Source organism: Sphingomonas jejuensis, from assembly GCF_011927695.1.
Lineage (GTDB): Bacteria > Pseudomonadota > Alphaproteobacteria > Sphingomonadales > Sphingomonadaceae > Sphingomonas_K > Sphingomonas_K jejuensis.
Window position 1 is genome coordinate 959,572 of record NZ_JAATJE010000001.1, and the last position, 13,462, is coordinate 973,033.

16 protein-coding genes and 2 tRNA genes are annotated in these 13,462 nt (G+C 68.2%); 9 read left to right on the forward strand and 9 right to left on the reverse strand.

The features are described 5' to 3' along the window. Positions 1-64: 64 nt before the first annotated feature. On the reverse strand, positions 65-574 hold the full coding sequence (locus GGR88_RS04765) for an Lrp/AsnC family transcriptional regulator (protein ID WP_167953455.1): 510 nt from the start codon (positions 572-574) through the stop codon (positions 65-67). 139 nt (positions 575-713) lie between these two features. Here GGR88_RS04765 and GGR88_RS15590 point away from each other — a divergent pair, with 139 nt between their 5' ends. Then, entirely contained in the window at positions 714-2,381 is a 1,668-nt protein-coding gene (locus tag GGR88_RS15590) for a histidine kinase dimerization/phospho-acceptor domain-containing protein (protein WP_167953456.1), read from the forward strand. A gap of 24 nt (positions 2,382-2,405) precedes the next feature. Here GGR88_RS15590 and GGR88_RS04775 read toward each other — a convergent pair whose 3' ends face one another. Together GGR88_RS04775 and GGR88_RS04780 are read right to left on the reverse strand one after the other, a co-directional pair. Further along, entirely contained in the window at positions 2,406-3,467 is a 1,062-nt protein-coding gene (locus tag GGR88_RS04775; RefSeq protein WP_167953457.1) for an OmpA family protein, read from the reverse strand. Further along, a complete protein-coding gene (locus GGR88_RS04780) occupies positions 3,464-4,027 on the reverse strand; it encodes a hypothetical protein (RefSeq protein ID WP_167953458.1) in 564 nt (187 codons plus the stop codon). Before GGR88_RS04780 ends, GGR88_RS04775 begins: the two co-directional genes overlap by 4 nt. A gap of 197 nt (positions 4,028-4,224) precedes the next feature. Between GGR88_RS04780 and GGR88_RS04785 the strand changes: the two genes are divergently transcribed. Next, positions 4,225-4,641: a DUF805 domain-containing protein gene (locus GGR88_RS04785; RefSeq protein WP_167953459.1), complete on the forward strand. Its 417-nt coding sequence runs from the start codon at positions 4,225-4,227 to the stop codon at positions 4,639-4,641. 1 nt (position 4,642) lies between these two features. Here the strand turns inward: GGR88_RS04785 and GGR88_RS04790 are convergent. The 3 genes from GGR88_RS04790 to GGR88_RS04800 form a co-directional block, all read right to left on the reverse strand. Continuing rightward, positions 4,643-4,719: transfer RNA gene (locus GGR88_RS04790), tRNA-Pro, on the reverse strand. A gap of 52 nt (positions 4,720-4,771) precedes the next feature. Then, positions 4,772-4,843 (reverse strand) — tRNA-Ile (locus tag GGR88_RS04795). Positions 4,844-4,980: 137 nt separating this feature from the next. Then, a complete protein-coding gene (locus GGR88_RS04800) occupies positions 4,981-5,262 on the reverse strand; it encodes a hypothetical protein (RefSeq protein ID WP_167953460.1) in 282 nt (93 codons plus the stop codon). Positions 5,263-5,457: 195 nt separating this feature from the next. On the opposite strand from GGR88_RS04800, the gene ettA reads away from it, so the two are divergent. The 4 genes from ettA (at position 5,458) to GGR88_RS04820 (ending at position 8,320) form a co-directional block, all read left to right on the forward strand. Then, positions 5,458-7,137, forward strand: a complete 1,680-nt coding sequence (gene ettA / locus GGR88_RS04805; RefSeq protein ID WP_167953461.1) for an energy-dependent translational throttle protein EttA — start codon at positions 5,458-5,460, stop codon at positions 7,135-7,137. 230 nt (positions 7,138-7,367) lie between these two features. Further along, positions 7,368-7,508, forward strand: coding sequence for a hypothetical protein (locus GGR88_RS04810; protein ID WP_167953462.1), 141 nt, complete (start codon positions 7,368-7,370; stop codon positions 7,506-7,508). Continuing rightward, a complete protein-coding gene (locus tag GGR88_RS04815) occupies positions 7,505-7,906 on the forward strand; it encodes a ribose-phosphate pyrophosphokinase (protein WP_167953463.1) in 402 nt (133 codons plus the stop codon). The genes GGR88_RS04810 and GGR88_RS04815 overlap by 4 nt, the downstream gene beginning before the upstream one ends. A 36-nt stretch (positions 7,907-7,942) precedes the next feature. After that, positions 7,943-8,320, forward strand: a complete 378-nt coding sequence (locus GGR88_RS04820) for a VOC family protein (protein WP_167953464.1) — start codon at positions 7,943-7,945, stop codon at positions 8,318-8,320. Here GGR88_RS04820 and GGR88_RS04825 read toward each other — a convergent pair. Further along, positions 8,317-9,108 carry an NYN domain-containing protein gene (locus GGR88_RS04825; RefSeq protein WP_167953465.1) on the reverse strand — a complete coding sequence of 264 codons (792 nt, stop codon included), beginning with the start codon at positions 9,106-9,108 and terminating at the stop codon, positions 8,317-8,319. The genes GGR88_RS04820 and GGR88_RS04825 overlap by 4 nt on opposite strands. Before the next feature lie 17 nt (positions 9,109-9,125). Here GGR88_RS04825 and GGR88_RS04830 point away from each other — a divergent pair, with 17 nt between their 5' ends. Genes GGR88_RS04830 through GGR88_RS04840 form a run of 3 tightly spaced genes read left to right on the forward strand, consistent with a single transcriptional unit; the run spans position 9,126 to position 11,805 of the window. Continuing rightward, positions 9,126-10,376 carry an O-antigen ligase family protein gene (locus tag GGR88_RS04830; protein WP_167953466.1) on the forward strand — a complete coding sequence of 417 codons (1,251 nt, stop codon included), beginning with the start codon at positions 9,126-9,128 and terminating at the stop codon, positions 10,374-10,376. After that, positions 10,373-11,323, forward strand: coding sequence for a lipoyl synthase (gene lipA, locus GGR88_RS04835; RefSeq protein ID WP_167953467.1), 951 nt, complete (start codon positions 10,373-10,375; stop codon positions 11,321-11,323). The genes GGR88_RS04830 and lipA overlap by 4 nt, the downstream gene beginning before the upstream one ends. Next, complete coding sequence (locus GGR88_RS04840) at positions 11,323-11,805, forward strand: type II toxin-antitoxin system RatA family toxin (RefSeq protein WP_167953468.1); 483 nt, start codon at positions 11,323-11,325, stop codon at positions 11,803-11,805. Before lipA ends, GGR88_RS04840 begins: the two co-directional genes overlap by 1 nt. Here GGR88_RS04840 and GGR88_RS04845 read toward each other — a convergent pair. Beyond that, positions 11,745-12,278, reverse strand: a complete 534-nt coding sequence (locus GGR88_RS04845) for a CinA family protein (RefSeq protein ID WP_167953469.1) — start codon at positions 12,276-12,278, stop codon at positions 11,745-11,747. The genes GGR88_RS04840 and GGR88_RS04845 overlap by 61 nt on opposite strands. Then, positions 12,275-13,444, reverse strand: a complete 1,170-nt coding sequence (locus tag GGR88_RS04850; RefSeq protein WP_167953470.1) for a bifunctional 2-C-methyl-D-erythritol 4-phosphate cytidylyltransferase/2-C-methyl-D-erythritol 2,4-cyclodiphosphate synthase — start codon at positions 13,442-13,444, stop codon at positions 12,275-12,277. The genes GGR88_RS04845 and GGR88_RS04850 overlap by 4 nt, the downstream gene beginning before the upstream one ends. Between the last annotated feature and the right edge of the window lie 18 nt (positions 13,445-13,462).

Sequence of the window (13,462 nt, forward strand, 5' to 3'; positions counted from 1 at the left end):
CCAACAGCAAAAGGGGCTCCGGTTCGATCAACCGGAGCCCCTTTTTCTTGCCGAGTGGACTGGCCTAGCCGTGTTCCGGAACCGGGACGCCCGGCTCCGCCTTCGACGTGCGGATCGTCAGCGACGTCTTCACGCCCGCGACGTTCGGCGCCGTCGTCAGCCGGCTGGTCAAGAAATCCTGGAAGTCCTGGAGGTCCGCGGCGACGATCTTCAGGATGAAGTCGATCTCGCCGTTGAGCATATGGCATTCCCGCACCTGCGGCAGGGCGGCGACATGCGTTTCGAACGCCCTGAGGTCCGCCTCCGCCTGGCTCTTCAGGCTCACCATCGCGAACACGGTGATGCCGTAGCCCAGCTTCTGCGGATCAAGCGTCGCATGGTAGCCATGAATGAAGCCCGCCTGTTCCAGCGCGCGCACGCGCCGCAGGCACGGCGGCGCCGTCAGCCCCACCTTCTGCGCGAGGTCGACGTTGGTCATGCGACCATTGTCCTGCAGTTCGGCCAGGATCTGCAGGTCGATGGCATCCAGCGTGCTGGTTGCCGGAGGAGAAGATTGCGGGCGTTGATCAACCATGGGCCGTCCCTAATAAAATTGCGCGTGAACGCAATTGTCCCACTATGCAACGTGCCATTTTCGCCTCTGTCACTGGCGTGTCCGCCTACTTAACGCGTGTTTGTCGCCAGCCCAATGCTGGGGTTGGTGAAGGGGGCACGTGGTACGGTTCGATGACATGCTGGCAACCGTTTTGCGGCAGCCCGAGTCCGATGACGCGGCGCGGCAGACGGCATGGCGTCAGCTTGTGGACCTGTTGGCGCAAAGCCGCACGGACGACGATGTCCGGCTGGAGCGTGACGCCTTTCGCCGCCTGCGCGACTGGCGCCAGGCTGTTCCGGCGAACATCCGCCGGGCTGCGGCGGAGGCCTTGGCCGGCCGCCGCGTTCCGCCTGCGCTGGTGCGCTTCTTTTCCGAAGACAGCCCGTTTGTCGCCCGCCCGCTGCTGCGCGCGGTGAGGCTGCCGACCGCGCAGTGGCTCGGCCTGCTGCCCGATCTTTCCCCCACCGCGCGCGCGCTGCTCCGCCACCGGGCCGATCTCGGCATCGACGTTGAACGAGCGCTGGAAAGCTTCGGCGCGACTGATTTCGTCTTGGCGGCGCCTCCCGCGGATCCGGTGCAATCCGGGCCTGCGATTGAACCGGCTGCCGTTCAGCCGTCGAACGACGAAGCAGCCGACCCGCAGGACGAGCGCGCCCAACCTTCGCCATTGCCATCAGTGTCGGAGCTGCTCGAGCGGATCGCCCGCTTCCAGGCGACGCCGCCGGGCCCGGCTCAGGCTCCGGATATCGCCAACGTCCACGACCAGTTTTCCTTCGAGACCGACGTCACGGCGCGGATCCACCATGTCGACGGGGTGCCCGCGTCCGCACTGATCGGTCTCAGCATCCTTGCTCTTGCTGAGCCCGGTAGCGACCGCGGGGTGGATGGGCAGGTCGCGGGCGCGGTGCGCGCGCGGCGGCCCTTCCGCAACGGGCGGCTGCTGATGGCGGCGGGAACGGCGCTTGCCGGCAGCTGGCGCTTGTCCGCCGTTCCGGTCTTCGACCATCGGACGGGACGTTTCACCGGCTATCGTGGCAGCGCACGGCGGCCGCGGGCCGACGAGCAGGCGGGGCAGGGCGGCCTGTTCGGGCTGGCAGCCGATGGCGGGTCGCTGCAGCAGCTGGTGCACGAGATCCGGACGCCTCTGAACGCGATCGTGGGCTTCGGCGAGATGATCGAGCACGCGGTTCTCGGCCCCGCGCCGCGTGACGAGCGGGAGCGTGCCGGCCGGATCGTCGCCGACGCGCGGCGGCTGGTGGAGGCGGTCGAGGACCTCGACACCGCGGCGCGCCTGGCCGGAGGCAAGCTCGCCACTCAGATCGACAGCGTCGATCCGGACGCGTTCACCCGCGCGATCGCCACGGCCGCGACTCCGGCGGCGCGCGAGCGCGGGGTGACCCTGACGCTGGACGCGGACCCGGCGTTGGTGCCGATCCTTGCGGACGGCGGCCGGTTGGAACGCATGGGCGCCCGGCTGGTCACGGCCGCGCTGTTGACCGCCGCGCCGGGTGAGACGGTGACGGCGTCGCTCGGCGGCGACCTCGATCACTGGCGGCTTGACGTCACCCGCAGCATGCGGCTGGCCGGTCGTACGGAAGCCGACCTGCTCGATCCCGACCTTGGCGCGGACGAGGAGGAGGGCGGCCCGATCCTCGGTCTCGCCTTCTCGCTCCGGCTCGTTCGCAGCCTCGCCGAAGCAGCGGGCGGACGGCTTGAGATCGCCGCCGACCGCTTCACCCTCGCCATCCCGAGCGCTCGTCCGGTCGACGCCAGCATCGGCGCCTAGCGGCCGACACGCCTCTCGTCTGGGTCAGGAGCCGTTCTGGCTTCCGGGCGCGGGCGCGGCGGTGGGGCCGTTCGGCAGCACCACCTCGACTCGCCGGTTGCGCTGGCGCCCGGCCTCGTCATCGCTGCCGTCCGCCTGCGCATTCGGCGCAACCGGCCTCAGCTCACCCAGGCCGATCGTCCGGAACCTGCCGGCATCGATTCCCTTGTCGACAAGATAGGCCTGCACCGCCTCGGCCCGCTCCTCCGACAGCCGCTTGTTGTAGGCGTCGTCACCCTTAGCATCGGTGTGGCCCTCGATCGCGATCTGGCCGGCAGGCGACGCCTGGATGAGGGCGGCCAGCCGATCCAGCGTCTGCCGGGCCTGCGCGCGGATCGTCGCCTTGTCGAAGTCGAACGTCACGTCGCCCGGCAACGACACGATCGTCCCGCGGTCGGTCTGCGTCGCGCCCAGTTCGCTGCGGAGGGCTTCCACCGCCCTCAGGTCGCTGGTCGCCTGTCCACCCGCGCCGAGGGTCGATCCGCCCGCCGCGGCCTGGCGGAGCGAGGACGCCGCATTGGGGCGCATATTGGACAGCGCCGATGCCTCGGCGCCGCCGGACGCGCCAAAGGCGCCGTCGAGCGGCAGGACCACCTGGAAGCGCGGGCTGGCGCTGTACTCGTTGTCGGCAGACCCGTTCTCGTTGAGCACAAGCGTCGCGCGCTCGGCCCGTGGCAGGCTGCCGCTGAACACCAGCACGCCATCCATCGTCTGGCCGCCGGGGACCGCGAGCTGAGGGTTGCCCGCCGGCGGGATCAGCATCAGCTTCTCGCCACTGTCGGCAAGGATATAGCTGTTCTCGCTGCCGGAATTGAGCGTCACCTCCCGCTCGCGCCCGTTCAGCAGCCGAACCGCGACCTCGACGCGGTCACCGCCGGCGCTGAGGGACAGCACCTGCAGGACGGCGCCGTTCGGATGCGCGATCTGCGCGTCGATCGGCGAAGGCTCGGATCCGCCGAGCAGCCCGCCGCCGTCGCACCCGGTCACCATCAGGCTCGCGCCGAGAAGGATAAGGCGCATCGACACACGCGCGGCCCCCGAGCTCATTGCGCGACCGCTCCGGCGATGGTGCCCAGGGGCATGTTGATCCGGAAGGCGGGCGTGGTCGTGTACTGGCTGTCGGTCTGGCTGTTCTCGTTGAGGATCAGCACGGCATTCTGCACCGGCGGAAGCTTGCCCAGGAACACCAGCTCGCCCTCCATGGTCTGTCCGGCCTCCACGGTCAGGCGCAGGTTGCTGCCGGGCGGAGAGAGGTATAGCCGCTCCCCCGTGTCGAGCGCGAGATAGCCGTTGCGGTTGCGGTTGAACCTGTTGAGGTCGATCGCCTGCTCGCGCCCGTTGATGACGCGTACCCCGACCACCGTCTCGGTCGGCCGCGACTGTAGCGAGGTGAGCTGCAGCACCACGCCGTTCGGATGCGCGCTCTGGATGTCGAGCGGCTTGCGGTCGCCATTGGCCCAGGCTGTTCCGGTTCCAGCGGTCGCGGTCGCCGCTGCCGTGGGCGCTGCGGCGTCCGGTTCGGAGCTGTTCGCGCCGTTCCCGGGCTGCTGCGCACAGCCACCCAGGAGCAATCCTGCCGAAATCGCGAACAATGCTGCACCACGCATCCAAGTGTCTCCTGGCGTTCAATGGAGTGATCGCCTTGTAGGGGCGCCGTCAGCCGGTGCAAACCGAACATGTCACCAAGCGGAAGCAGTTCTGGGCGACACCCGCTGCGAAAGAAGCGCGGCTGTGTGACAAAGAAGACGGGAACTCACCGCCACGGACACGTTCTCTCCAAGTCAGTGTCGGAAGGACCGGGCGCATGAAATGGATGATCCTGCCGCTTCGCCGCTATGCGGACTTCAAGGGTCGCTCCGGGCGGCGTGAATTCTGGTTCTTCCAGCTGTTCATTGTCGTGGTCCTCCTCGCCGCACAGGTGGCGATGTTCACGAACGATCCGGGGATGAGCCGGAGCGAGGCCAGCGAACGCTTCCCGGTCTGGGCCGGCTATGGCTTGCTGCCGTTCCTGGTCCCGCTGTTCGCGGTCACGGTGCGGCGGCTCCACGATCTGGGCTGGAGCGGCTGGTGGCTCATCCCCCTGATCCTGGCTGGCGCGATCCCGGCCATCGACACCATCGCGGGGCTTGCATGGCTGATCATCATGGCACTGCCCGGCAGCAGGCGCGACAATCGGTTCGGGGAAAGCCTGAGGACGCCGGTGCAGGGGACGCCGGCCTAGGTGGTCGGGGAGACAGGATTCGAACCTGCGACCCTCTGCTCCCAAAGCAGATGCGCTACCAGCCTGCGCCACTCCCCGACAGCATCGCCTTAGCGCCCGTGCGCATCGCCATGCAAGCGACGGGCGCCGGTGGGCCCGGCAGGATTCGAACCCGCAACCAAGCCGTTATGAGCGGCCAGCTCTACCCTTGAGCTACAGGCCCGGCGCCCGTGTCCGGGGCTTAGCGTCCGGCCTTCGCATGGACAAGGCAAGCGTCCATGCGAAAACGGGCGGCCTTCCCATCGGAAGACCGCCCGTCCCCTGTTTCAGGTCGTCTTGCGACGACCGCCGCAGCGCAGCTTAGCTGGCGTTGCTGTCGATCGCGTCGGCGCGGTCCTCGGCGGCGTCCTCGACGTTCTCGGCACGCTCGTTGAGGTTGTTCGCGGCACGCTCCAGCTCGTCCTCGGCCACCTCGTTGGAGGTGTTCTCGGCCATGGCGTCATACATGTCGGCCTGGTTCTCGAGCGCCTCGGCGGCGTTCTCGCCCGCGTTCTCGACGGCGGCGGCTTCGTTCGACTGCGTGTCGCAAGCGCCCAGCGCCATCAGGCTCGCGGCGGCGAAGGCAATGCTGATCGTCTTCATCAACGGTGCTCCAAAAAAGCGTCGCGCGGCCCATACCGACGCGAGCGCCCCGATTTAAAGGAAGCGGGGGCAGCGTCAACGTTATTCCTTATCGAATTGGTTGAGAATGCGACGAGCCGTTTGCACCAAGGGGGCTGCATCGCTATCTGACGGTCGCAATCCGCATTTCCTGACAGATCCTGGAGTTCCGACGCCGTGGCGGTGCAGTACAGCTATGTGATGAAGGGTCTGACCAAGACCTTCCCCGGTGCCAACAAGCCGGTGCTCAACAACATTCACCTCCAGTTCCTGCCGGACGCCAAGATCGCGATCATCGGCCCGAACGGCGCGGGCAAGTCCACGCTGATGAAGGTGATGGCCGGCATCGACACCGAATTCTCCGGAGAGGCCTGGGCCGCGGAGGGCATCAAGGTCGGCTACCTGCCGCAGGAACCCCAGCTCGACCCCGACAAGATCGTCATGGAGAACGTGAAGGACGGCGTGCGCCCGGTCGCCGACCTGGTCGACCGCTTCAACGCCATCTCGGCGGAAATGGGCGATCCGAAGGACGACACCGACTTCGACGCGCTGATGGAGGAGATGGGCGTTCTTCAGGAGAAGATCGACGCCGTCGATGGCTGGACGCTCGACAACCAGCTCGAGATCGCGATGGAGGCGCTGCGGTGTCCGCCTGGCGATGCCGCCGTCACCAACCTGTCGGGTGGTGAGAAGCGCCGCGTCGCGCTCTGCAAGCTGCTGCTGGAAAAGCCCGACATCCTGCTGCTCGACGAGCCCACCAACCACCTGGACGCCGAAAGCGTGTCCTGGCTGGAGAATTACCTCAAGGAATATACCGGCAACGTCATTCTGGTGACGCACGACCGCTACTTCCTCGACAATGTCGTCAACTGGGTGCTCGAGCTCGATCGCGGGCGCTACTACACATACGAGAGCAACTATTCGGGCTATCTCGAGAAGAAGGCCAAGCGGCTGGAGCAGGAGGAGCGCGAGGAAGCCGGCAAGCAGAAGGCGATCCGCGACGAGCTGGAGTGGATCCGTCAGACGCCCAAGGCCCGCCAGACCAAGTCAAAGGCGCGCATCAAGGCGTTCGACGAGTTGGTGAAGGCGCAGGAGAACCGCGCCGTCGGCAAGGCGCAGATCCTGATCCAGCTGCCCGAGCGGCTGGGCGGCAAGGTGATCGAGGCCAAGGGACTGACCAAATCCTATGGCGACAAGCTGCTGTTCGAAGGGCTCGACTTCATGCTCCCGCCCGGCGGCATCGTCGGCGTGATCGGGCCGAACGGTGCGGGCAAGTCGACGCTGTTCAAGCTGATCACGGGTCAGGAGCAGCCGGATGCCGGCGAGATTGAGATCGGCCAGACCGTGAAGCTCGGCTATGTCGACCAGTCGCGTGACCAGCTCGATCCGAACAAGAATGTCTGGGAGGAAATCTCGGACAAGCTTGAGGTGTTTCGCTTCGGAAAGCAGGAGCTTGGCACCCGGGCCTATGTCGGCGCCTTCAACTTCAAGGGGCAGGACCAGCAGAAGAAGGTCGGCCAGCTGTCGGGTGGTGAGCGCAACCGCGTCCACATCGCCAAGATGCTAAAGGAGGGCGGCAACGTCCTGCTGCTCGACGAGCCCACCAACGACCTCGATGTGGAAACGCTGCGCGCGCTGGAAGAAGCGCTTGAAAGCTTCGCCGGGTGCGCCGTGGTGATCAGCCACGATCGCTTCTTCCTGGATCGGCTGTGCACGCACATCCTCGCGTTCGAGGGCGACAGCCATGTCGAATGGTTCGAAGGCAACTTCGAGTCCTACGAAGAGGACAAGCGCCGCCGCATGGGCGACGCCGCCGACCGCCCGACGCGCCTTGCCTATAAGAAGCTGACGCGCTGATCCGGCCACCTTGGAGCCTTCTCTTCGGCTTGACCGCCTGGGGGAGGGTGGCATGCTTCCGGTCTTGCTGAACAAGGCCGGTGTCGATGCGTCTGCAGCTGATCCTCCTGGCGCTGATCTCCACGGCGGGCGCAGCTTACGCGGCTGAACGTCAGGCGTGAGAGGTGCGAAGCGGCGCGGCGACTCTGCTCAGGATCGAACCGCAGGTGCTCGGCACCCGATTTCCGTTGTTGGCTGACCAGCCAGCCCTGCAGGAGCCTTACGACCTGGCGGCTGCCGCCGGTCGGCTGCGCCCGTTGTTCGGCACCGGCACGCTTGCCGGGCAGGAGCAGCTCCGGCGCGGTTATGATGAGGGTCGCACTACGCCATGAGCCTGGGCGCATGGCTGGCGCAAGAAGGCTTCACTCCCGATCCCGCAGCAGGGGCGATCGCCGATGTGGTGCGCGTCCGATCCGAACTTCTGGCGGCGGCACGCGGCGGGCGCGCAATCAGCTATTCGGAGCTGCTTCAGGCACTCGGCTTCCGCTTCACGCGCCCCAAGATGCGGGCGCTCTGCCGCACCCTCGACGCGATCGACACGGGCAGGGCGCCCGGCGAGCCGGCGCTGGCCGTGCTGGTGGTGCGGGAAGGCGACCGGCTGCCGGGGCAGGGCTGGTGGACCAGTGCCGCGCGTGATCTCGGCTATGCCGGAAGCTGGACGGGCCCCGATGCCGTCGCCCTGGTTCGAGGGCTTCAACAGCAGGCCTTCGACCACTGGCGCGACCGTTGATCGGAACACGGCTTCCGCCATGCGGGTTTCCCGCCCATGCTGCACCATGTCTCGCTGGGCACCGCCGACCTGGATCGCGCCCGCGCCTTCTATGACCCCGTGCTCTCGATCCTCGGCCTCACGCGCACGCTCGATGTCGCGGACGCCGTCGGCTACGGTGCGGGCATCACCGCCTTCAGTCTCAATCGCCCGGCTGACGGCAAGGCGCCGGCCGCCGGAAACGGCATCCATGTCGCCTTCGAGGTTGAGAGGCGCGGCGATGTGGACGCGTTTCACGCAGCCGCGCTCGTCCATGGCGGCACGTCCGATGGGGCACCTGGGCTGCGCCCGCACTATGATGCGCATTACTACGCGGCGTTCGTCCGCGACCCGGACGGCAACAAGATCGAGGCGCTGACCTTCGCCGCCGCTTAGCCCATGCGCTTGACGTAGAGGTTGCCGCCCTCGCGCGCTTCGGTGGTGAAGTAGGGCAGGCTGTCGACCAGGTCCGACAAGCGCTTGAAGCCGTAGTTCCGCGCGTCGAAGCTCGACCGGTTTCCGGCCCGCTGCCCCACCTCCGACAGCCGGGCGAAGCCGCGGTCGTCGTGCTTCACGGCATTATACGCATCGATCAGCAACCGCTCGAGCGCCTCGTCGGGCCGGCTCGGTTTGGCCGCGGCGGTGCGCGGCGCCTTGCCGGGGGCGGGATCCGGCCCGGTCCCGCCGGATGCCGCCGGCGCTGCCGCGGGGCGCGCGGGCTCCTCTACCGGCACGATCGCATCGACATCGATGAAGCGGGTGCAGGCCTGCCGGAAGCCCTCCGGCGTGGTCGCCCGGCCGAAGCCGTACACGGGCAGCCCCTCCTGCTTGATGCGGATGGCCAGCGGCATGAAGTCGCTGTCCGATGACATGAGGCCGAACCCGTCGACGCGCCCGCGCGCCAGCAGGTCCATCGCGTCGATCGTCATCTTCATGTCGGTGGCGTTCTTGCCCTTGGTCACGTCGAACTGTTGCTGCGGCTCGATGCCGTAACTGAGCGTCGCGTCCGCCCACTTGGCGAGCCCCTGCTTGCGCCAGTTGCCATAGGCGCGCCGGATGTTGACGGTGCCAAGCTCCGCCAGCACCGTCAGCACAGGGTCGAGCGAAGCGAGCGACGCGTTGTCCGCGTCAATCAGCAGCGCGATGTTGCGGGCAGTGCCCCTGGTGTCGCCAGTCATGCCCATGCTGGTAAAGGCGGCGCATGACTTCGTCCATTGCCGACGCCCCTCGATCCGCCATCCGCGCCATCCATGCCGCCTGGATGTTGATCGGGGCGACGCCCGTCCTGATGGCGCTGGTGACATGGCGCTACGGACCCATCGATCCCGTGCTCGCGTGGATGCGCTTCATCGCGCCGCCCGTGCTCGCCGCCGAACTGGTCCTGATCCTGGTGGCATGGCGTCATGGTGCGCGTCTTCCCCCGGCGCCAAACTGGCTTCTCGCGGTGGCGGCAGCGCTGCTGCTGGTGGTCGCGAACGGCATCCGCGTCGCCGGCGACCCATGGATGGCGGAGATCAGGGCAGCGGTGTCGGTGCTCCACATCGGCGCGGGTGTGGCGGCGGCATCGCTGGCGGCACGGCCCGGCGCGGACGTCACCGTGCTGTGGCGGGCCGTTGCGCTCGGCGGGCTCGGCTATGCGCTCGCCGCCGGCCTCTATGTCGGCCTCATCCCCGACTGGTCGGCTCACGACTGGCAGCGCTTCGGCCTGGGGGTCACCAACATCCGCCATGCCGGCTTCTATGCGGCAGCGGGGGTGTCGGCAGCGCTCGCGCTGGCATGTCGCCCGGGCGCGCTCTCCTGGGCGCTTGCCGCGCTCCCGCCGGCAACGCTGATCCTGTGGAGCGGATCACGCGGCGGCATGGCTGCGCTTCTGGCCGGCAGCGTGCTTGCCGCGATGGTCGCGCGGCGGCACCGCATCCGGCTGCCGCTGATGGTGGCGGGCGTGCTTGCCCTGGCGGCGGGCATCGCGCTCCTGCTGCCGCAGCCAACCCCTTCCGCCCCCGTGCGGATCGCGGAAGCGGTCACCACCGGCACCAACATCAGCAGCGGCCGCATCGACATGTGGCTGGGCACGCTGAAGGAGGTCGTGCGCCGCCCGCTGCTCGGCCACGGCGAAGGCCAGTTCATCACGACGCCGCCGGGCGCCGACATCTTCCACCATCCGCATCAGGCGCTGCTCCAGCTGCTGTTCCAGTGGGGCATCGCCGGCGCGGTGCTCGTCACGCTGCTTCTCCTGATCCCGCTTCGGCGGGCGCGTCGGGCCGTCACGGCCGCCTCCGATCCGCTGCTGCCGGGTGCGGCTCTGCTCCTCACCTTCGCCGTCTACATGAGCTATGACGGCATCCTGTTCTTCGTTTACCCTGCGATGCTGGTCACCGTCGTGCTGGGCACGCTGGCGGGCGCGGGAGGGGTGGCAAGCGGGGCGTCTGATCGCTATCTGCGCTCTCGATGAGCGAAGCCGACCCGATCTTCAGAGAGCCCCCGCGTCAGCGCAAGCCGGACTGGATCCGTGTGAAGGCGCCGACCTCGGTTGGCTTCAGCGAAACCAAGCAGCTGATGCGCCGCCTGAACCTCGCCACCGTGTGCGAGGAAGCGGCCTGCCCCAACATTGGCGAGTGCTGGACCAAGAAGCACGCCACCGTGATGATCCTGGGTGACGTCTGCACGCGCGCCTGCGCCTTCTGCAACGTCAAGACGGGCATGCCGCGGAACGTCGATCCGCTGGAGCCGGAGCATGTCGCCGTCGCCGCGGCCGAGCTCGGCCTGCAGCACATCGTCGTCACGTCGGTCGATCGCGACGACCTGCCGGATGGCGGCGCGTCGCAATTCGTGAAGGTCATCGAGGCGCTGCGACGGAACACCCCGTCGACGACCATCGAGATCCTGACACCCGATTTCAGAAACAAGGCGCAAGCCGCTGTGGAATCGATCGTTTCCGCGCGGCCGGACGTGTACAACCACAATCTGGAGACGGTGCCCAGGCTCTACCCGACCATCCGGCCGGGTGCGCGATACTATGCGTCGCTGCGGCTCCTGGAGAGCGTGAAGCGGCATGATCCGTCCATCTTCACCAAGTCGGGCGTGATGCTCGGTCTGGGCGAGGAGCGGTTGGAGGTCCATCAGGTCATGGACGACATGCGCTCTGCCGACATCGATTTTCTGACGATGGGTCAGTATCTGCAGCCGACGCCGCGCCACGCCAAGGTCATGGACTTCGTGAAGCCGGCTGCGTTCGACGCCTATGCCGGCATCGCGCGGGCGAAGGGCTTCCTGCTGGTCGCGTCCTCGCCGCTGACGCGGTCCAGCTATCACGCCGGCGACGATTTCGAGCGGCTACGCGCCAATCGCGAGGCGAAGCTGGGGCGCACCGCACCTGCGGGGGCGGGGTCGCCGGCCTGATGCCGTCGCACGCCGAAACCCGCCATCTTCCCTACACGCCCGACCAGATGTTCGATCTGGTGGCCGATGTCGCGCGCTATGGCGAGTTCCTGCCGTGGATCTCCGCCGTGCGCGTGCGCTCGAACAACGAGACGGAGATGGTTGCGGACCTGGTGGTCGGCTTCAAGGGCCTGCGGGAGCGATTCACCTCCCGCGTGGTGAAGCAGCGGCCGGGCGAGATCCATGTCGACTATGTTGAAGGTCCGCTGAAGTATCTCCGGAACGACTGGCGCTTCCGCAGCGACGGGCAGGGCGGCAGCTTTGTCGACTTCAAGGTCGATTTCGCCTTCCGGAATCGCCTGTTCGAGATGCTGGCCGGGCAGGTCTTCGATTTGGCGCTGCGCCGCATGATCGGCGCGTTCGAAGCGCGAGCCGCAAAGCTCTATGGGGCGGAAGTTTCCGCGTCCGGCATCAGCAGGTCGAGCGCCACCAGCGCCGCCTGAAGCCTCACGCCGCCCCGGCCCAGGTCCCCCAGCTCCCGCCGCTCCGCCTTGATCTTGTCGGGGGCCGCGCCTTTTTCCGCCCGTGCGAACACGACCGTGCCGACGGGCTTGCGCTCCGACCCGCCACCGGGCCCAGCGATCCCCGTGATCGACACCGCGACGTCCGCCTCCGTCCGCTCCAGCGCGCCCTGCGCCATCGCCCATGCGGTCGCGATCGACACGGCGCCGAACGTCTCGATGACGTTGCCCGCCACGCCCAGCGCCTGACGCTTGGCGGAATCGGAGTAAGTGACGAACCCGCACATGAACACGTCGGATGACCCGGCGATTTCGGTCAGCGCCGCCGCCACCAGACCGCCCGTGCAGCTTTCGGCAACCGCGATGCAGCGCCCCGCCGCGCGGTTCGCATCGAGCACGGCGCGGGCCCGATCGATCAGGATGGCGGGAAGCAGGGTGTCGGTGCGCTCGGTCATGCGCTGTCCTCCAGATCGTCCGGCAGGCTGAGGGTCGCAGCCGCCTGGGCGGCAATGCCTTCGCCGCGGCCCGCAAAGCCGAGCCGTTCCGTGGTTGTGGCCTTGATGCTGATCCGCCGCTCCGACAGCGACAGCATCTGGGCGATGGCGGTGCGCATGGCGGCGCGATGCGGCCCGATCTTTGGCGCTTCGCAGATCAGGGTGAGGTCGAGATGCTCGATGCGTCCCCCGGCGGCCGACACCATGGCGGCGGCGTGCTGCAGGAACTGGTCGGATCTTGCCCCGCGCCAGCGCATATCGCTGGGCGGGAAGTGCAGCCCGATGTCGCCCTCGCCGAGCGCGCCCAGGATGGCGTCGGTCAGCGCGTGCAGCCCGACATCGGCATCGCTGTGGCCCGACAGGCCCTGGTGATGCGGGATCAGGATGCCGCCCAGCCACAACTCCTCGCCCTCCTCCAGCCGGTGGACGTCGAACCCGGTGCCAACTGCCGTTCGCATGCGCAGGCGCCGGTCGGCGGCGGCGAGGTCGCCGGCGGTGGTCAGCTTCTCCAATCGGGGATCTCCTTCAACCAGCGCGACCGCGCCGCCGGCCGCGCGTAGCACGGTGGCATCGTCGGTCGCGGTCTGGTCGCTCGACCACGCGGCATGCGCCGCCTGGATGTCGGCCAGGCGAAAGGCCTGTGGTGTCTGGACGCGCCCGAGCGTGGTCCGGTCGGGGGCTTCCGACCCGTCAAGCGCCACCAGCGTGTCGACCACCGGCAACACGGGGATCGCGCCCGGCGCCTCGCCAAGCGCGTCGATCAGCCGGTCGATCACGGACGGGGGGCAGAAGGGGCGGGCGGCGTCGTGGATCAGCACATGGTCCGCCAGCCCGGTCGCGGCGATCGCCCGGAGCCCGGCAATCACGCTGTCGCGCCGGGTCGCGCCGCCGGCGACCGGCGTCATGACGTCGCGGTTGCCCAGCGCCGCTGCGGCAAGTTCCTGCTGGTCCGGGCCGATCACGGGCTGCACCAGCTGGATCGCCGGGTGCGACGTCATGGCGTCCACCGCATAGGCGATCACCGCCTTGCCGCCGATCCGGCGATATTGCTTGGGCACGTCGCCGCCGGCGCGCACGCCCGTTCCGGCGGCGACGACAAGGGCGGCGATGCGGTGCGGCCGGGTCACGCGGCCTCTCTAACGGGC